Below are 19,211 nucleotides of genomic sequence, written 5' to 3' on the forward strand. Positions count from 1 at the left end.
TTAAAACCCTCCTTTTCTATTTAATAATGTTCCCGAAGGCAATTGTTCATCAAATTCTTTTGTTTTAAATGTCGCCTTTCCATGTGGGACGTCGCGATGACAGCTAAAACAGTTTTCTTTTGCGTCATGCGAGACGTTTTGAATCGTTGCTTCGTGACAACTTATGCAATTTTTATTAATGACATCTTTTGAAGCTGTTGTTGCATGAAGCACTTTCGGTATTTTTTCAGAACCTAACGTGTTAAAGTAAACGTGTGTCATGCCTGCTTTTGCCTTAAAAACAAGCTTATTTACTACGCTATCGTGTGGCAAGTGACAATCGTTACATGCTACATTTGCGTGCGTCGATGCCGCAAACGAATCATGCGCTTCATTCATGATGTGACAGTTGCTACAAAATTGCGCCGAGTCTGTATAACTCAACGTTTCTGCAGTCGCCACTGTGCCAACAATTCCAACAAATAGGAAGACGATAACGAGCACCTTTTTATCAAGACTGAACAGCTTCTTCCACATGCTCTCACCTCCTTTCTCCTTCCATGATGATCTATGACAACGCTCCAAACGAAGCGTTGTTATCATTGCATCGCTTCAATTTTTTCAATGAGTGTTTCTTTTGTGACCGGACCGACAATCTTTTCACGAATGACACCGTCGCGATCAAGAATGACCGTTTCCGGTTGCCCAACAATTTGGAATCGCTTTGAAACTTTTTCATCCACATCGAGTAAAAAAGGCAGAGAAGTTTGATGCTTATGAACAAACTGTTGTACCCAACTTTTTGGTTCACCTTTTGAAATAACAAATATGTTCGCTTGTTTATATTGTTTATGAAAAGCTTCTAATTCAGGAAGCTCTTCTTCACACGGTTCGCACCATGTAGCGAAAAAGTTTAACACCGTTACTTTTCCCCTCGTTTCTTCCACTTTCCATATTTGACCGTCTAACGTTGGTAATTGAACTTCTTCAACAATATCGCCAACATGAAGCTTTTCTTGTTTTTTATTGACAACGAGCACAGCAATCATAACTATTATCATAAATGTCGCAAACCACCATACTTTTTTTTTCATTTCACCATCTTCCTATTCTGTTTTTCTTGCAGAAAATGTTCAATAAATTGTAACTGTTCGTTCAGTTTGTTTTCACGACGAAAAAGAAAGAACAAGTATGAAAAAATGATAAACCATGCCGCTGCGTAAGCACTAAATAAATAAATCATTTGATAACCCCCTTATGAAAAGTGTGTATACACTTGTTCCATATACATTTTTACTTTTTCTTTCATTCGTGCAATGCGAACACCTTTTCTAACGAGAACAACATAAAGAAGCGTCATCGCCACCACACAAACAATTAATGTGAACAACATTTCCGGTTCTATCCCTCCGCCCTTTTGATTTTTTCCATCTCCAAAAACAACAGGATGCAAGCGAGAGTTCCACCAACGAATAGCCATAAACACAATCGGAACGTTAACGAACGCCACGAGACCGAATGCTGAAGAAAAACGAGCAACTTTATGTCGTTCTCCATCGGATTGACGCAACAGTAAATAACCGATATACATAAAGAACAAAATCAACGTTGTCGTTAACCGTGGTTCCCACGTCCACCATGTATTCCATGCACTACGCGCCCAAATGGGCCCCGTCGTTAGTACAATGGCTGTGAACACGACACCAATTTCTGCTGACACTCCCGCTACGTGATAAGCTAACTCATTCGATTTCCAAATGACGAGCAAGCTACAAATGAATACGACCAAAAATGCTAAGAAACTTACCCACGCTGATGATACGTGAATGTAAAAAATTTTTTGTACAACCCCCATTTGTACTTCGATCGGTGACCAAATAAACACCATGTATAATGCGATGAGCATACAAACTGTCGCACACGCAAGCAAAATGGCATCAAGTTTCTTCATCTCCTCACTCTCCTAATACAAAATCGATTAACCAGTAACAGACGGTAAAAAAGATGCAATCATACGCAATCATCATCTTTAGCCAACTGAACGTATCATAAATTTGATTTTCAGCAAGAAACAATATTTTTGTAGACTGCGCTCCTGCAATAAGCAATGGACTGATCATCGGTAAAAGCAAAATATAAAACAATACTTTGTTTGATATACATGCTAAAAATGTACCGACAATCGAAAAGCCAAATAAACCAACGATCATGACAACGAAGAAAAGGGAAAGATGATGATAATAACGAAAATCAAATAATATAAATAAAAGTGGAACAACGATGACATTCGTGCAAAAAAGAATAATAAAATTTGCGATTGTTTTCCCCATGTAAATTGCATTTTTTTCAATTGGCGCAACGAGCAACCCTGTAAAACAATCATTATATAACTCATAGGACATAGAACGTTCAAAACACATCATACCTGTAAAAATGGTCACAATCCAAATAAAACCGGGCGTAATTTGCTTCAATAAATCTTGTGTAATCGTAAAGGAAAAACTATACGTTGTAATCATTAATAGTGCAAAAACGAGAATGAACATGACGTTTTGCTTCTCTTTATACTCGTAGTAAAGCTCTTTTTTCGTAATCGTCCATATTCGTTTTATGTTCATGGTTCATCCACCAATGTTTTGTAAATTTCTCTTATATGTTCCGCTTTTGTTTGCACACTTTCAGTAGCTATTGTTCCTTTGTATAGAAAAACGACTTTATTGCTTATTTTTTCAATATGACTAAAATCATGTGTCACCATCATAATCGTTGATTGTTTCTCTCTTTCTTGTTTCAACAAGTGGAAAAGCAATTGCACTCCATCTTGATCTAACCCCGTAAACGGTTCGTCGAGAAGCAAAATGCTCGGTTCATGTAATAGCGCACGCGCTAAAGATAGCCGCTGTTTCATTCCTTTTGAAAATGTACGTACAGGGATATCCTTAAACACATATAAATCGACAATTTTTAGCCATCTTTTAATCGTTTCTTCACGGTTTTTTACTCCGTACAACTCACTGTAAAATCGTAAATTTTCTATTGGAGTGAAATTTTCATATAGAAAGTGATGATGTGAAATCCATCCAACATGTCTTTTATATTGTGCTAACTGTTTATATACGTCTCGACCGTTCCAATACACATTTCCTTCATCAGCTTTATGAATACATGCAAAAACTTTGAGAAGCGTTGTTTTTCCGGCGCCATTCGGTCCAACAATGGAGAAACAATCCCCTGGTTTTACTTCCATGTTAATGTGTCGTAGTATCGGGCGCATACCGAGCTTTTTTTGAACGTTTTGTAAAACAATCATTCGCTCTCCCTCTTTTTAAAAAACGGGCTAACGATAAAATATGAACATCCTGTAACAACGGCAATACTTATAACGATATACATATATTCCATTTAGTTCCCCTCTTTCCGACGAACCGTTCGATAAATGACAAACGCCCCGAACATGAAGATGGCTATAGGTACAACCCAAGCAGTTAAGCTAAATCCACTTTTTTGCGGAACGACAAGCGCTTGTTCTCCCAATTGTTCAACATAATAATTTAAAATTTCATCTTCACTTTTTCCTTTATTCAACATATCAAGAACTTCTTTGTAATACTGTTGCTTTACTGTGCACGTAGCGAGATCGTGTTCTTTATGCCCTTGCATAGCCAATTGATTCACAATACGTTGAAATACTTTAGAATTGTAATCATACGTTTGGGCGAAGACGCTAACTGGTAAAATACATGCTAAAAAGAAACTGAACCAAAGCTTTTTTATCATTTTCTCCCCCCTTTCATCGGATGCGTCATCGCAATCACGGCTCCAATCATCATGATCACTCCCCCGATCCAAATCCATGAAACGAGCGGGTTTATTTTTATTAAAAATGTTGCACTTCGGTCGCTTTCCCATGAACTTAACACAATATATAAATCTTCAAATACGTTCGACTGTAAAGCAACTTCACTTGAAGGTTCCTTCCAATGATGATAAAACCATTTTTCTACCTCTAACACATTCGTCTTCTCATTATCCTCATGTACTTTTAGCGTTGCATACACAACATCTTTATCTTTTTCATACCGTTCATCTAATGACTTATACAACAATTTATAGTCTCCAATTTTCACACTTTCCCCAAGTGACAGCGTTTTCATCATTTCTTCGCTATATGCCTGTGAGCCAATCACCCCAAAAGCGATGAAAGCAATACCGATATGAACGATGTATCCTCCATACTTGCGGCTGTTATGCCTTAATAAATGAACAAGTACATGAACAATCGATTGTTGCGCTCTTTTTTTCTTTTTCCATACATCGCTAAATAACTCTATGATGTGTACAACGATCATGAACGTAACGATGAAACATGCCAAAGTGACGTATAAATCTTTTTTCCCCATGACATATAGCGCTACAACGATACATCCGCTTACAATTGCAGGTATGCTTAAGCGCCGCAACATAACCGGAATAAATGCTGATTTCCACGGAACAATGGGACAAATGGCCATCAATAAGATGAGTGCTAGAAAAATAGGTGCTGTCACTTCATTGAAATACGGAGCGCCGACATTCACTTTTTTTCCCATTACCGTTTCCGATACAAGTGGAAAAATGGTTCCCCAGAAAATTGCTATCATTCCGCCGATGAAAATTAAATTCGCAACTAAAAAGCTCATTTCTTTTGAAAAAATATGTTCGATCACTACTTTGTTTTGTTTCCATACATGTGCGCGATCAGCAACGACATACATCGTAACGATAAACATAACGATAATAAACACGAGGAAATATGTTCCTAACGTTGAATTTGAAAAAGCATGAACAGATGTTAACACGCCGCTTCGCACAATAAATGTTCCAAACAGTGAAAGAAAGTACGATACAATAACGAGTGCTACGTTCCATCCTTTCAACATTTGTTTTTTCTCTTGCATCATGAGTGAATGTAACAATGCCGTTGTCGTTAACCATGGCATAAACGAAGCATTCTCAACAGGATCCCAAGCCCAATATCCCCCCCATCCTAATTCGACATAAGCCCACCATGCACCGACTAGATTCCCAATCGTTAAACTAACCCATGCGATGAGCGTCCATTTTCTTATAAGGGGAACCCATATTGCACTCCAATCCCTTTGAAAAAGAACTCCAATTGTATAAGCAAATGGGACCGCTAAAGTAACATAACCGACATATGTGGAAACAGGGTGAATGATCATTCCCGGATGTAACAACATCGGATTCAGACCATTTCCATCTAACGGAATCGTTTTTGTCATTTTAAACGGATTTTCGCTTATTGATAAAACGAGAAAGAAAAATACAAGATTCATGAGTAAAACGAGAAGCGCATACGGCGTTAAAGCATGTGCCTGCGTACGTTTCGAATATGCGATAATGAAAGCAAATAAACTAAGCAAAAATGCCCATAGAAGAAGAGATCCTGCATTCCCTGCCCAAAGCGCGCAAAAACGGTAAAACCACGCTAATGATGAATTCGTATATGCGGCGACATATTTATACTCAAAATGGTTGGTTACTAGTAAATAAACAAGTAAACAAATTCCGATAGTCGCTGTAACAAAAACAGCAAAAACAGCACCTTTACCGCTCTCCACATACGTTTCTTTTTTCTTCTTTATCCCATATCCATACGCCCAAAGGCCATATAGTGAAAAAATAAAGCTAGCGATCATGGTTGTGTATCCCAATATATACATAAAGCACCGCCTCAATCTAAAAGTTTTTTATGCATTTCTTTATCGTAATTTTTCATATCCTCCCCTTCATATTTTGATGGGCATTTCGTCTGAAGTTTTTCAGCGTAAAATATGTTATTACGCCATTTTCCTTCGATAATGACGATGACTCCATCAGAAAAATTATCAGGTTTCGCCCCCGTGTAACGCACTTGGATCGTTTCTTTTTCATCATATAACTCAAACGATAATTGCGTACGTTTCGCATCCCATTGTACAGAAGATTGTTTGAGCATTCCTTGTGTTAACACATATTCATTTTCATATTGTTCGCTTTTTGTTAAATCTTTCAATTTCACTTCTACAACGCTTGCAGAAGGCATAGATGTAAATAACAACATACCAATGGCCAAAACGATGAAGCATATCCCAATGGCAATTTTTTTATTTCCCATTTTTCATCCTCCTTTTGTAAAGCGTAAAAATCATCGTTGTAATTGAAAATAAACTTCCGCCAACGACAGCACTAGCTACTAACATAGGTGGTAATGTTTTATTCTTTTGTTCTTTTTGATTTCCGTGATATTCATTAAGTAATTCGTACGTGGGACGCATATCTTCTCGAGAATATGTAATATCGAACGTTTTTACATCTCCTTGCTGGAGTTTTGTCAATTCATATAAATACATTCCCATTCCATAACTGTTTTCTTCATAATATTGTGGCGAAGGGGTTATTTTGAAACCATCCGCTTTCAATGGTTGGTAAAAAATGATTTTCATATGTTCAATAGGTAACAAATGATGATATGTGTAAGTGATCATCCGTTTCTTTTTTTCTAGCTTTATATTTTTTGTGTAGTATTCAATGACAACATCGTAACGCTCATTTGATTGAATTTCTTTATTTACTTCAAAAGAAATATACCCTTTTTCTAGATCAAGTACATAATCTATTTCTTCTGGCTCATCGTTTACATACTGAGCAACATACCCAATTCGGAACCCTTTTTCTTTTGTTGGAAGTGGGATGACGATTGCTCCTTTTTGTTTTTGTTTACTTACATTTCGAAACGAAAGATGCATTCCGACTAACACGGACGGCTTATTACTTCGATCGTTTGGATGATTTGCATACTCTGGCATCACTTGTATCAACGCATTTTCTAGTACAAAAACATTTTCTTGTGCAGCTACAGAATGAACACATATGAAAAATAAACAGGTAAAAATATATACATACTTTCTCATTGTTGTCCCCTCGTTTCTTTGAGCGATCTTCTACATTTAGTATAGAAAAATATTTGGAATTTTTGAGTATACATGATAATATTTTCACAATTTGTTCAATATCACATTTCATGAAAAATACAACATGAAATGTGATAAAGTTCATATTTCCCTTACTTTATTCGCGCTATAATTTTTTGTTAGAGCACAATCATAATGATCATTAATTCACAAACTATTTTTTTAAAAATATAGAATTAGTCACAATTTTTTCTTCGTTTCTGCAAAAAAAATGCACAATTTATTGTTATATACAATGTGAAACAAAAAAAATAAAGGAGGAAGCATATATGAGCATGACGCACTATATGGAGCTATTGGCCGTTAATCAACCATGGAATTTAATTTTATTCATGGCAATTCCCGTGATACTCGCTGAAACTGTTGCCATTACTGAATTAGCCATTCTTTTTACAAGACGTTTTGATGGAAACATTCGAAAAGTAAATAAAATATGTAGCATTATAGGTGGGATTTATTTTTTGTTTGTCTTCATTTATTTGTTCATCACAGCTGTCATTCCACTCACAATGAATGGGGAATGGAGAGGGTGGATTGATGTTATTGCTGTAACATTTTACTTATTAGGAGTTATCCCTCTCTTTGGATTAACTTTATTAGATTTACATGTTATTGGACGAAATTGGAGCGAAGAACAAAAATTAAAAATGCATGCTATATTCGTTGGTATTTTTTTAATTGTCGCTCATATCGCCATGATTTTTGGTATGTTAGATCCATCCCTCGGAAATGGGCAAGGACATCATATGAACATGTAAAAAAGGCCGGCTATTCGCCGACCTTTTCTTTTTGACGCCATGCTTTTGGGATGTAGATGCAGTACGGTTCGCTTGCTAAGTAGTCGCCTGTAACGGCATATGCTCTTGAACGCGACCCACCACAAACGTAACGAAATTCACATACCCCACATTTCCCTTTATATCCGTCTGGATTTCTTAACTGTTTGAAAATTGGAGAATGGCGATAAATATGAGATAACGATTGTTCACGTACATTCCCTGCTTTTACAGGCAATAGTCCACTTGGATATACGTCACCAATATGCGAAATAAATACAAAACCGTTTCCATCGTTTACTCCTTTTGGAGCACGCCCTAGTCCGTCTACTTGTCCAGTTAATCCTTTCATTAACACATCTTCATAACGAATGTCGCCATGAATTTGCTGTTCGCGCATTTTTTGTTGCAAAACAACGCGACGATAATGTTGTCCTGCTGTTGTTTTTATATCAAACGGTACACGTTTGCTCGTTTCGTAAAGCCAGCGAAACACTTTTTCATGCTCAACAGGCGAAATCATATCTGTCTCTTTTCCCCTGCCCGTCGGTACGAGAAAAAATACGCTCCAAAGCACGCAGCCGAGCTTTTCAACAAGTTGCACCATCTCGTCAAGCACATGAACGTTATAACGAGAGATGACTGTATTTATTTGGATTGGAATGTCGAGTTCGTGTAAATATTGAATCGCCTTCATCGTTAAATCAAATGAACCGGACGTCCCACGAAAGTGATCGTGAATATCCGCATTCGGACCATCTAAGCTAAATGCCCAACGAGCAAGGCCTACTTCTTTCGCTTTTCGGATAGCTTCTTTTGTCACGTTTGGGGTTGCACTTGGGGTCATTGATACACGAAGCCCTTTATCAATCGCATATTTAGCAATATCGTACACATCTGGACGCATAAGCGGATCTCCACCTGTAAACACGAGAAGAGGCTGATCCATCTCATAAATGTCATTAATCAATTGTTTTCCTTCTTCAAACGTTAATTCACGCGGATCGCGATGATACTGTGCTTCGGCTCGACAATGAAGACAATTGAGCTGACACGCCCTCGTTAACTCCCATATAACAATAAATGGATTTTTTTGAAAATCACGCATATTTCATCCCTCCGATTCGCTCACTACTTCTCATTGTACAAGAAGGAATGTTTATATCATGTGACATTGGTCACAAAAAATCATATCCATTTATCTTGTCACTGTTCTGACAAATATTCACGTTCTTGCTTTTCTGATATAAAACAGATAGTATATACGATATAAGGTATACAAGGAGGTGGGATATATGGCGAAAGTGCAAATTAAAGTGATGGATAACGGTTCATTTCGTGTAACCGGAGATGTTGAATTAATTGATATGGAAGGAAACAAGTTTGAAACGAAAGAAACATTTTCTCTCTGTCGTTGCGGGCTCTCACAAAATATGCCATTTTGTGATACAGCTCATAAAGGAAAATTTCAATCCGTCGTTCGCGCTCCGAAAAACGAATAAGCCCGGCTTTTATTCCGGGCTTGTCTTTTCAACGCTCCATAAGCGACATGCGCGCATTTAAAATTTGATTCGGGCTTTTTAATTGAAAACATCCTGCTCCATCAACAACATCAATCGTCATTTGTTCATCAAAAAAAATGAGCCGATGTTTTTCCATCCAAATAGGTATATCGTTTGTTTCAATCTCTACATCATGTTCGTCTAATTGATTGACAAGCAGTAACATAGGCACTCCGTTTACGGCACATCCGCAATCATCTGTATCGTATGTCAGCTTGACGTGCTTGTTTCCACGAACACGGCGAAGTTGTTCGATCGCCCGTTCTGTTATCGTAATTTTCACCATTTACACCTCGCTTACTTTTTTAAAAATGCCTGTTTTCCCATTTTTTCGATGACCGATGGAAATAATTGATACAATCGACTTCCTATATGCATCCAAAACGGCAAATTCACTTCGCGCGTCGGAGTAAGCATCACATCAACGATACGTTTTGCGACAAATTCAGGGCGGAGCATCCATCGTTTCACGTTTTTCACATATTCCCCAGACGTATCAGCAACGGTAAAAAAGTTTGTTTCGATCGGTCCAGGGTTCACAGCAGTGACAAAAATGCCATACATGGACGCTTCCATTCGCAAGCTATTTGTAAATCCAAGGACAGCATGTTTTGTTGCGGCATATACGCTCGATTTCGGCGTCGCAATTTTTCCTGCTTGAGATGCGACATTAATAATGTGGCCGGATCGTTTTTTCATCATATGTGTGTACACTTTTTTTGTACACGCGATCAATCCGAGTACGTTGACATCAAACATTTGCTTCGCTTCCAACAAATCAATATGCTCGACATAGCGAAACACACCGAATCCGGCATTATTGACGAGAATATCGATATCGACAGACGCAAGTAATCGATCAAATACAACATCTACTTCCTCTTGATTGCTGACATCTAACTGTTCATATAAGCAAGACATGCCGTACGTTTGTTCAATATGTTGCGCGATTTGCGCCAACTTTTCTTTTGAGCGAGCGAGCAATATCGGTATTCCTCCACGTTTAGCTACTTCGTATGCAATTTGTTCGCCAATGCCGCTCGACGCTCCTGTAATAACGACGTATTTCCCTGCTAAATTCATGATCTCACCACTTCGTACATATATATTTGATCATCTTTTTCTTTTTTCACTGCTCCGATCGCTTCTAAATAATCGAGTTGACCAATCGTTTCGGACATCGTCAATAAAAATTCACGTTCATATACGGACGGAAAAAGCGCACGACATACGTCAAATGCCGTCATTGGCTTTTCACTTAACAATTGCCATACATATTGTGCACGCTCTTTTTGTTTTTCAAGCCGCTTTTCGACAAGTGATGCAACATCTGTCACATCTTCTCCATGTCCTGTAACAATTGTGGCAATGTCGTAATTCAGTAGTTTTTTTAATGAATCGTTATATTGCAAAAGTGGTTTTGGGCGCTCTTGTTTCCCGATCGCAGGCGGCTCTAACAATGGATTAGATGAAATGGTCGCTAACAAATGATCTCCTCCAATCATCAAGCCATCTGCTTCACGATATAATACAATATGACTTTGTGCATGACCTGGCGTTTCGATAACCGTCCAGCCTTCAATCATATCCCCTTCTTTTACTTCTTGGGTGAGCGAGCGCTCGCACGAAAAACGGAGAGAGCGTCGAAAGTTTCCAAGTTTCGCGAGCCCTTCTTCTCCAATTCCACATTCAATTAAAAATTGCTCAAAATATTGTTGATGCCACGCAAAAAAAGCAGCATCTTTCGCAATCCACGGTGCAGCTTTGCGATGGCCAATAACGGGAAGCGACGGCGGTAAATAATCGAGTAAACCGACGTGATCTGGATGGTGATGTGTAATGATGACTTGCTCAATATCTTCCGGTTCATAGCCGAGTTCGCGTAATTCACGAACGAAGACATGCCATGCTTCTTCCGTTTTCACCCCAGCATCAATAAGCGTTAAACGGTCTCCTTTGACAATATACATATTGACATCGCCAACGGCAAATGGCGTTGGGACGACAATGCGATGCAACTGTTCCATTTTTTCGGCTCCTTCATTATATCATCATAACTTTTCGTTTCGTCTGTTTATCAGTTTACACTTATTTTTTTCGTTTGTCATTTATTTTTATTTATTTATTAAAAAATTCAGAAAATAAAAACGTATAACCTATTGACAACAAGCTTGTTTTTCATGCATAATTGCAAACAAATCATATATGTGTAAAGCGATGAATAGGGCCAGTACATGATAAACGGTAACAAGAGAGTGAAACCCATAGGCTGAAAGGTTTCATTACCCTCTTTATCATGGAACCTACCCTATGAGCAGTTAGGCAAACCTAACCGTCTTGCCGACGATATCGGCATCAGAGGTGGGCACATTGTGCCAACAAAGGTGGTACCGCGGAAATAAAGACCTTTCCGTCCTTTATCGGACGAAAGGTCTTTTTATTTTGGAGACGAGGAGGAGAAAAAAATGACGATCACATTTCTCGGTGCAGGGTCGATGGCAGAAGCGCTCATTTCAGGAGTGACACAGACACTATATGAGCCGAAACAAATGATTGTAACGAATCGCTCTCGAATGGAGCGACTGACGTATATGCAACAAACATACGGGGTACGAATCGAAACGAATAAAGAACAAGCCGTCAAAGAAGCTGATATCGTTATTTTAGCGATGAAGCCAAAAGACGTTGCCGAAAGCTTAACGCCGATCGCACATGCTTTTCATGAACAACAACTTATTATTTCATTGCTTGCGGGAGTGACGACGGATACGATTGCATCGCTCATCGGAAAACAAATGCCTGTCATTCGTGCCATGCCAAATACATCAGCAGCTATCGGGCAATCTGCCACAGCGCTCGCACAAGGTGCCTATGCAACAGATAAACATGTCCACATGGCAAAAGAGCTATTTGAAACGGTCGGGATTGTGACGATTGTTGATGAAAAGCATTTACACGCAGTAACAGGGCTATCGGGTAGTGGACCGGCGTACGTTTACTATTTAGTCGAAGCGATGGAAAAAGCAGCGGATGAAATTGGACTTGAGCGCGATATTGCAAAAGAGCTTATTTTACAAACGATTATCGGTGCTGCTCATATGTTAAAAGCAACAAACAAACATCCTTCCGTTTTGCGCAAAGAAGTAACAAGTCCAGGCGGAACGACAGAAGCTGGCATTGGGGTACTTGAACGTTATCGCTACCAAGAAGCGATGATTGCATGCATTAAACGAGCAACTGAACGATCAAAAGAACTTGGCGAAGCATTGCTTTCTTCCGTTCAATAGTGCAAGTTGTTTTTCTTTTCCAAACACCCATGGTATCATTTGTTATGAAACATACTGTGGGAGGGATGAAACATGTTATTTTCACCATATACGATTCGAGATGTTACCTTTAAAAACCGCATTGTTATGTCGCCGATGTGTATGTATGCGTGCGATCGCGAAGACGGAACGGTGCACAACTGGCATCTCGTTCATTATGCAACGCGCGCTGTCGGGCAAGTCGGGCTCATTATGGTGGAAGCGACAGCCGTGACGCCACAAGGACGAATTTCAGCTCGCGATTTAGGGATTTGGGATGATAACCATATCGACGGCTTGCGTACGCTTACCACGCTCGTTCATGAACAAGGTGCAAACATCGGCATTCAGCTTGCCCATGCCGGACGAAAGGCAACCGTTTCTGGAGAAATTATTGCACCATCCCCCATTCCATTTGATGAAACGATGCGAACACCAAAAGAAATGACAAAAGAAGACATTGAAGAAACGATCGATGCGTTTCAACAAGGGGCACGACGCGCCAAAGAAGCGGGATTTGACGTCATTGAAATTCATGCTGCTCACGGCTATCTCATTAACGAATTTTTATCGCCGCTCACAAACAAACGAACAGACGAATACGGTGGAGAAAACCGTTACCGCTTTTTAAGTGAAATCATTGAAGCAGTAAAAGAAGTATGGAACGGACCGCTATTTGTCCGTATTTCCGCACACGATTATCATCCAGATGGTTTAACAGTGAAAGACTATGTCGAATATGCAAAACAAATGAAAGCGCAAGGCGTTGACCTCATTGACGTCAGCTCTGGCGCCGTCGTTCCAGCAAAAATTGATGCGTATCCAGGTTATCAAGTGCCATTTGCGGAAACGATTCGCCGTGAAGCAAACGTGCCAACTGGTGCTGTCGGACTCATTACGTCTAGCTTACAAGCGGAAGAAATTTTACGCAATGGCCGTGCCGATCTCATTTTTATCGGTCGCGAGCTTCTTCGCAACCCATATTGGCCAAAAACAGCTGCCAACGAACTCGGTATATCGCTTGAAGCACCGAAGCCATATGTCAGAGGGTGGTAAAACACGACAAAGGATGTCCAATGTGGCGGACATCCTTTTACATTTCAAAATAATAGTAAGCGTGAAGTTGACATCCCGGATTAAACGCCGCGTTGCAATGTGGGCAATGGTAATTGCTTGTCATATATTGTTCAATCGTCAGCTCAGTTTGACAAACACCGCATAAAACCGCTTTTTCATGAAAACGTTCTTTCGGCCATACGATATGCTTGCCACAACCATGTTGTTCATGGCAATGTACACACGGAAAATATGTTTTGCAGCAATAAAACTTAATCGCAATGACATCGCGTTCACTATGATAATGTACACATCGTGTGTGTTTATCAATGACGCTTCCTTTTACTTCGATCATTGTTAACCCTCTTTTCGTAAAATTGGAAACGATGAAAAATCGAAAGCAAGTGACACGTTCGGAAAAATCGTTTTCGCTTCTTCAACGAGTTCGTCACACATCTCTCCTTGGTAACGGGAACTAATATGTGTCAAAATGAGTTGCTTCACTTCCGCTCGTTTCGCTACTTCCGCTGCTTGCAACGTCGTTGAATGATAGTAATCATGCGCTAAATGCGCTTCTTTGGCACGAAATGTTGCCTCGTGGACAAGGACGTCCGCTTGTTTCGCCAATTCCACACTCGCCTCACAATAACGCGTATCTCCTATAATCGAAACAATGCGTCCTTTCTTTGGCGGGGCTACAAAGTTCCGTCCATCAATGACAGTTCCATCATCTAATGTGACAATCTCCCCTCGCTTAATTTGTTGATAAATCGGGCCTGGGCGCACGCCAAGTACACGCAATTGATCAACGAGCAACGTGCCCGGTAAATCTTTTTCAACGATTCGAAAACCGTATGAAGGCAAACCGTGATCAAGCAATTTCGCTGTAACAATAAACTGCTCATCTTCAAAGATAACACCTTCTGTAAACTCATGAATATGCAAATCATATTTTAACCGCGTGCCGCTAACCGCCAAGGCAGTTTCAACAAACGAACGAATACCAGCCGGACCGTAAACAAAAAGAGGCGTTTCTCCCCCTTGAAATGAGCGACTTCCAAGCAATCCAGGCAAGCCAAAAATGTGATCGCCGTGTAAATGAGTAATAAAAATACGTTCAATGCGTCGCGGGCGAATAGACGTATGTAAAATTTGATGTTGCGTTGCTTCGCCGCAATCGAACAGCCATGTCGCTCCTCTTTCTTCTAATAGCTGAAGGGCAACTGCCGATACGTTTCTCCCTTTTGACGGGACACCAGAGCCCGTTCCTAAAAACAATAATTCCACGCTACAAACTCCTCTCTTTTCTTTAGTCGGATAAAACATTTGCGTTTACCACAATAAACCTCTAAAATTACATTATCATGAACCTTTCAAAAAATGAATAAAAGTGAGGTATATGGTCCGTGAATGACGTACAACCAAAAGCAACAATTGTTATTTTTGGCGCGACTGGCGACTTAGCAAAACGCAAATTATTCCCATCTATTTATAAACTTTATCAAAAAGGAAAGCTTTCTGAACAGTTTGCGGTTGTTGGCGTCGCTCGTCGTCCCCATACAGATGAATCGTTTCGTCATTACGTAAAAGAAACGATTGAAGAAGCAACAAAACAAGAATTAATGGATAATCAATTTATTTCTCATTTTTACTATCATTCATTAGATGCAACAAATACAAAATCATATGAACAATTAAATGAATTATTAACGCGGGTGGAAGAGCAATTTCATATTCCAGGCAACCGCATTTTTTACTTGGCGATGGCGCCTGAGTTTTTCGGAACGATTACATCGCATTTAAAATCAGAAGGACTGACAGCGACAAACGGCTGGACGCGATTAGTTATTGAAAAGCCGTTCGGACACGATTTACAGAGCGCACAAAAATTAAATGAAGAAATTCGACAATCGTTTTCCGAGGAACAAATTTTCCGAATTGACCATTACCTTGGAAAAGAAATGGTGCAAAACATTGAAGTCATTCGCTTTGCGAACGCGATTTTTGAACCGCTTTGGAACAATCGCTTTATTGCCAATATTCAAATTACATCAAGCGAAACGCTCGGAGTGGAAGATCGCGGTCGTTACTATGATCATTCTGGTGCGCTTCGCGATATGGTGCAAAACCATATGCTACAAATGGTTGCCCTTCTCGCAATGGAGCCGCCAATTAAGCTGACAACAGATGACATTCGCAGTGAAAAAGTGAAAGTGCTTCGCGCGCTTCGTCCGATGACGCATGATGACGTCGACAAATATTTCGTGCGCGGGCAATACGGGCGCGGCATTGTGCGCGGGCAACAAGTCGTCGGGTATCGTGAAGAACATAGCGTCGATCCACATTCTAATACGGAAACGTTTGTCGCAGGGAAACTAATGATCGACAACTTCCGGTGGGCAGGTGTGCCATTTTACATACGAACAGGAAAACGAATGACTGAAAAATCAACGAAAATTGTTGTGCAATTTAAAGACGTACCGATGAATTTATATTATCGCACGAGCGAATACGTTCATCCGAATTTGCTCGTCATTCATATTCAACCAGATGAAGGGATTACGCTTCATTTAAATGCGAAAAAAAGCGGCGAAAGCATGAAAACGACGCCGATTAAGCTAGATTACTGCAACAATTGCATTGACGGCATTAATACACCAGAAGCGTATGAAAAGTTGTTATATGACTGCATGCGCGGCGATGCGACAAACTTTACGCACTGGGACGAAGTCGCTGCGTCATGGAGCTTTGTCGACCCGATTTCTGAAGTATGGGAAAATACGAAAGCGGTTGACTTCCCGAACTACGAAGCTGGCTCGATGGGGCCAAAAAAGGCAGATGAACTATTGCAAAAAGACGGCTTCCACTGGTGGTCGCTAAACGGAACAATGTAAGGAGGAACGAAACATGAAAATGTACGATGTCACCGCCCCGATTTTTGAAGGGATGCCTGTGTATAAAAATAAGCCGGAAAAACAGCCGAAGCTAACGACCGTCACGAACGATTACGTCACTGAATCGCGCATCGATATGGATGTGCATACGGGCACGCACATTGACGCACCACTCCATATGGTAAAAGACGGGGAAACATTTGAAACGATTCCGCTTGAAAAACTCGTCGGCTACTGCAAAGTTTTAGACGTCACAAACGTCAATGATCGCATTACAAAAGAAGATCTCATTCATTTTGATATTCAAGAGAATGATTTTATCTTATTTAAAACAAAAAATTCATTCGACGATGCCTTTAACTTTGAATTTATTTACGTTGCTGAAGATGCTGCGATGCACTTAGCAAAAAAACGCATTCGCGGCGTCGGCATTGATGCGCTCGGCGTCGAACGAAACCAAGCGGGACATCCAACACATAAAACGTTGTTCGGTCACGGCATTATCGTCATCGAAGGACTTCGCCTAAAAGACGTACCAGCTGGCGAATATTGGATGGTTGCTGCTCCCCTCAAACTCGTCGGCACTGACGCCGCCCCAGCGCGTGTATTATTGTTTGAACAATAAGCATTTGCTGGTGGAAAAAGTATACCCCCTAGAGCCACTTGCCCTAGGGGGTGTTCGTTTATTTCAACCATTCCGTATGGAAAACGCCTTCTTTGTCGATACGCTCGTATGTGTGCGCACCGAAGTAGTCGCGCTGTGCTTGGATAAGGTTCGCTGGCAATGTGTCCATTCGATAGCTGTCGTAATATGCTAAGGCGCTAGCGAACGCTGGGACTGGAATGCCGCGCATCGCTGCGGTTGCGACAATTTCGCGAAGCGATTGTTGATAGTTTTCGACGATGTCTTTAAAGTATGGATCGAGCAATAAGTTTGGCAACGCTGGATCGCGGTCGTACGCTTCTTTAATTTTTTGTAAAAATTGCGCACGAATGATGCAACCGCCACGGAAAATCATCGCGATATTGCCGTATTGTAAATTCCAGTTGTATTCTTCCGAAGCAGCTTTCATTTGCGCAAAGCCTTGGGCGTACGAGCAAATTTTACTCATGTAAAGCGCGCGGCGAACGGCTTCAATGAAGTGCGCGCGATCACCCTCATACGGCTTCACTGCTGGGCCTGCTAATAGCTTGCTTGCTTGCACACGTTCTTCTTTCATGGCGGAAATAAAGCGCGCAAATACGGACTCGGTAATAATCGGCAGCGGAACGCCTAAATCGAGCGCGTTTTGGCTCGTCCATTTTCCTGTTCCTTTTTGCCCTGCTTTGTCTAAAATGACATCGACGAGCGGCTTGCCTGTTTCTTCATCGATTTTTGTAAAAATGTCTGCCGTAATTTCGATTAAATAACTATCTAATTCTCCTTTATTCCACTCCGCAAACACTTCGTGAAGCTCTTGCGCGTTTAAGCCAAGCACATGTTTTAGTAAAAAGTACGCTTCGGCAATTAATTGCATATCGCCGTATTCAATGCCGTTATGCACCATTTTTACGTAATGGCCCGCACCGTCTGGACCGATATATGTCGTACACGGCTCGCCATCGACTTTTGCGGCAATCGCTTCAAAAATCGGGCGAACGAGTTCGTGCGCTTCTTTTTGTCCCCCCGGCATAATGGAAGGGCCTTTCAGCGCCCCTTCTTCTCCACCGGAAACGCCTGTACCGATAAAATGAATACCAAGTTCAGCAAGTTCTTTATTGCGGCGTTGTGTATCTTTAAAATACGTGTTGCCGCCATCAATCACGATATCGCCTTTTTCTAAATACGGCTTTAGTTGCTCAATGGTTGCGTCTGTTGCGGCACCTGCTTTTACCATTAATAAAATTTTGCGCGGTTTTTCAAGTGCGTTGACAAACTCTTCGATGCTATATGTACCGACGACGTTTTTCCCTTCCGCTTCTTTTAAAAACTCGTCTGTTTTTTCGCGTGAACGGTTATATACGGCAACGGAATATCCACGGCTTTCAATGTTAAGCGCCAAGTTTTTTCCCATGACCGCTAAACCGATCACACCAATTTGTTGTTTCGCCATAGCAAACGTTCCTTTCTATATTTTGATTGTTCAAAAAAGAACATACCATAATCATCTTTTCTCGTTCAAGTGTTCTGTTTCTCATTTTTTATATGTTCTTTAATTGTACTCGATCCTTCTAAATGATCGAACAATATTGTCGGATCAATGACGGTAATTAGCCGATCAGGCAAGTTCGCAATGCCGATGAAGTATGGCGTTTGTTGATAAGCGAGCATATTCACTTGCTTCATCATATGTGACGGGATATCAATAATTTCTTTTGCATCGTCTACAATAAACGCAACATGTACATCGTCTGTATCGACAACGATGAGACGCGTTTTTTCTGTTTCTGTATATGGACGGCGATATAAAATTTGCGACGTATCAAGCACAGGAACGAGTTCGCCGCGAATGCGCACAACACCGAGCATATACGAAGGCATTCCTGGGATGATCGTCGGACGGCTCATTTTTTCGATGGAAACAACATGTTCAACGGGAATGGCATATTGTTCGTTCGCAAGTTGAAAAACGACGACTTTTTCCAT

Annotated in this window: 24 protein-coding genes; 6 read left to right on the plus strand and 18 right to left on the minus strand. The window is 40.5% G+C overall.

Annotated features, from left to right (window positions below):
* The 10 genes from EKC99_RS00545 to EKC99_RS00590 all read right to left on the minus strand — a co-directional run bounded on the left by EKC99_RS00545 (position 1) and on the right by EKC99_RS00590 (position 6,932).
* Positions 1-516, minus strand: a complete 516-nt coding sequence (locus EKC99_RS00545) for a NapC/NirT family cytochrome c (RefSeq protein ID WP_163149856.1) — start codon at positions 514-516, stop codon at positions 1-3.
* Positions 517-578: 62 nt separating this feature from the next.
* The gene (locus EKC99_RS00550; RefSeq protein WP_163149858.1) at positions 579-1,073 is read right to left on the minus strand and encodes a TlpA family protein disulfide reductase; all 495 of its coding nucleotides are present in this window, start codon (positions 1,071-1,073) and stop codon (positions 579-581) included.
* Positions 1,070-1,222, minus strand: a complete 153-nt coding sequence (locus tag EKC99_RS00555; RefSeq protein WP_163149862.1) for a CcmD family protein — start codon at positions 1,220-1,222, stop codon at positions 1,070-1,072. The genes EKC99_RS00550 and EKC99_RS00555 overlap by 4 nt, the downstream gene beginning before the upstream one ends.
* 12 nt (positions 1,223-1,234) lie before the next feature.
* Entirely contained in the window at positions 1,235-1,930 is a 696-nt protein-coding gene (locus tag EKC99_RS00560) for a cytochrome c biogenesis protein (RefSeq protein WP_163149865.1), read from the minus strand.
* 4 nt (positions 1,931-1,934) lie between these two features.
* The gene (locus EKC99_RS00565) at positions 1,935-2,597 is read right to left on the minus strand and encodes a heme exporter protein CcmB (RefSeq protein WP_163149868.1); all 663 of its coding nucleotides are present in this window, start codon (positions 2,595-2,597) and stop codon (positions 1,935-1,937) included.
* Entirely contained in the window at positions 2,594-3,289 is a 696-nt protein-coding gene (gene ccmA / locus EKC99_RS00570; protein WP_163149871.1) for a heme ABC exporter ATP-binding protein CcmA, read from the minus strand. Before ccmA ends, EKC99_RS00565 begins: the two co-directional genes overlap by 4 nt.
* A gap of 92 nt (positions 3,290-3,381) precedes the next feature.
* Positions 3,382-3,756, minus strand: coding sequence for a cytochrome c-type biogenesis protein CcmH (locus EKC99_RS00575; protein ID WP_163149874.1), 375 nt, complete (start codon positions 3,754-3,756; stop codon positions 3,382-3,384).
* The gene (locus EKC99_RS00580) at positions 3,753-5,702 is read right to left on the minus strand and encodes a heme lyase CcmF/NrfE family subunit (protein WP_163149877.1); all 1,950 of its coding nucleotides are present in this window, start codon (positions 5,700-5,702) and stop codon (positions 3,753-3,755) included. Before EKC99_RS00580 ends, EKC99_RS00575 begins: the two co-directional genes overlap by 4 nt.
* Before the next feature lie 11 nt (positions 5,703-5,713).
* Positions 5,714-6,136: a cytochrome c maturation protein CcmE gene (locus EKC99_RS00585; RefSeq protein WP_163149880.1), complete on the minus strand. Its 423-nt coding sequence runs from the start codon at positions 6,134-6,136 to the stop codon at positions 5,714-5,716.
* Entirely contained in the window at positions 6,126-6,932 is an 807-nt protein-coding gene (locus tag EKC99_RS00590) for a hypothetical protein (RefSeq protein ID WP_163149883.1), read from the minus strand. The genes EKC99_RS00585 and EKC99_RS00590 overlap by 11 nt, the downstream gene beginning before the upstream one ends.
* 329 nt (positions 6,933-7,261) lie before the next feature.
* Here EKC99_RS00590 and EKC99_RS00595 point away from each other — a divergent pair, with 329 nt between their 5' ends.
* Entirely contained in the window at positions 7,262-7,750 is a 489-nt protein-coding gene (locus EKC99_RS00595; protein ID WP_019418686.1) for a DUF6803 family protein, read from the plus strand.
* A gap of 10 nt (positions 7,751-7,760) precedes the next feature.
* Here EKC99_RS00595 and EKC99_RS00600 read toward each other — a convergent pair whose 3' ends face one another.
* A complete protein-coding gene (locus EKC99_RS00600) occupies positions 7,761-8,876 on the minus strand; it encodes a TIGR04053 family radical SAM/SPASM domain-containing protein (RefSeq protein WP_163149885.1) in 1,116 nt (371 codons plus the stop codon).
* Between the two features lie 187 nt (positions 8,877-9,063).
* Between EKC99_RS00600 and EKC99_RS00605 the strand changes: the two genes are divergently transcribed.
* Positions 9,064-9,270, plus strand: a complete 207-nt coding sequence (locus EKC99_RS00605) for a CDGSH iron-sulfur domain-containing protein (RefSeq protein WP_163149887.1) — start codon at positions 9,064-9,066, stop codon at positions 9,268-9,270.
* Between the two features lie 28 nt (positions 9,271-9,298).
* On the opposite strand, the gene EKC99_RS00610 is transcribed toward EKC99_RS00605, so the two are convergent.
* From EKC99_RS00610 to EKC99_RS00620, 3 genes are read right to left on the minus strand one after another with little or no spacing between them, the layout of a single operon-like run.
* The gene (locus tag EKC99_RS00610; RefSeq protein WP_019417013.1) at positions 9,299-9,616 is read right to left on the minus strand and encodes an iron-sulfur cluster biosynthesis family protein; all 318 of its coding nucleotides are present in this window, start codon (positions 9,614-9,616) and stop codon (positions 9,299-9,301) included.
* Positions 9,617-9,627: 11 nt separating this feature from the next.
* Complete coding sequence (locus tag EKC99_RS00615) at positions 9,628-10,413, minus strand: SDR family NAD(P)-dependent oxidoreductase (protein ID WP_163149889.1); 786 nt, start codon at positions 10,411-10,413, stop codon at positions 9,628-9,630.
* Positions 10,410-11,357, minus strand: a complete 948-nt coding sequence (locus tag EKC99_RS00620; protein WP_009373839.1) for an MBL fold metallo-hydrolase — start codon at positions 11,355-11,357, stop codon at positions 10,410-10,412. Before EKC99_RS00620 ends, EKC99_RS00615 begins: the two co-directional genes overlap by 4 nt.
* 438 nt (positions 11,358-11,795) lie before the next feature.
* On the opposite strand from EKC99_RS00620, the gene proI reads away from it, so the two are divergent.
* Positions 11,796-12,617 (plus strand): pyrroline-5-carboxylate reductase ProI, encoded by an 822-nt coding sequence (proI, locus tag EKC99_RS00625; RefSeq protein ID WP_006318101.1) that lies wholly within the window; start codon positions 11,796-11,798, stop codon positions 12,615-12,617.
* Positions 12,618-12,689: 72 nt separating this feature from the next.
* Positions 12,690-13,691, plus strand: a complete 1,002-nt coding sequence (gene namA / locus EKC99_RS00630) for an NADPH dehydrogenase NamA (protein WP_163149891.1) — start codon at positions 12,690-12,692, stop codon at positions 13,689-13,691.
* 37 nt (positions 13,692-13,728) lie between these two features.
* Here namA and EKC99_RS00635 read toward each other — a convergent pair whose 3' ends face one another.
* Together EKC99_RS00635 and rnz are read right to left on the minus strand one after the other, a co-directional pair.
* Complete coding sequence (locus EKC99_RS00635; RefSeq protein ID WP_163149893.1) at positions 13,729-14,046, minus strand: CHY zinc finger protein; 318 nt, start codon at positions 14,044-14,046, stop codon at positions 13,729-13,731.
* 2 nt (positions 14,047-14,048) lie between these two features.
* Complete coding sequence (rnz, locus tag EKC99_RS00640; protein WP_163149896.1) at positions 14,049-14,978, minus strand: ribonuclease Z; 930 nt, start codon at positions 14,976-14,978, stop codon at positions 14,049-14,051.
* Positions 14,979-15,097: 119 nt separating this feature from the next.
* Here rnz and zwf point away from each other — a divergent pair, with 119 nt between their 5' ends.
* The gene (zwf, locus tag EKC99_RS00645) at positions 15,098-16,585 is read left to right on the plus strand and encodes a glucose-6-phosphate dehydrogenase (protein ID WP_009373843.1); all 1,488 of its coding nucleotides are present in this window, start codon (positions 15,098-15,100) and stop codon (positions 16,583-16,585) included.
* 13 nt (positions 16,586-16,598) lie between these two features.
* A complete protein-coding gene (locus EKC99_RS00650; protein ID WP_163149899.1) occupies positions 16,599-17,210 on the plus strand; it encodes a cyclase family protein in 612 nt (203 codons plus the stop codon).
* A 58-nt stretch (positions 17,211-17,268) separates the two neighbouring features.
* Here EKC99_RS00650 and gndA read toward each other — a convergent pair whose 3' ends face one another.
* Positions 17,269-18,678: an NADP-dependent phosphogluconate dehydrogenase gene (gndA, locus tag EKC99_RS00655; protein ID WP_019416977.1), complete on the minus strand. Its 1,410-nt coding sequence runs from the start codon at positions 18,676-18,678 to the stop codon at positions 17,269-17,271.
* Between the two features lie 65 nt (positions 18,679-18,743).
* On the minus strand, positions 18,744-19,211 hold the full coding sequence (locus tag EKC99_RS00660; RefSeq protein WP_163149902.1) for a chemotaxis protein CheW: 468 nt from the start codon (positions 19,209-19,211) through the stop codon (positions 18,744-18,746).

This window comes from Anoxybacillus sp. MB8, assembly GCF_011006755.1.
In the GTDB taxonomy this organism is placed as follows: Bacteria; Bacillota; Bacilli; order Bacillales; family Anoxybacillaceae; genus Anoxybacillus; species Anoxybacillus gonensis.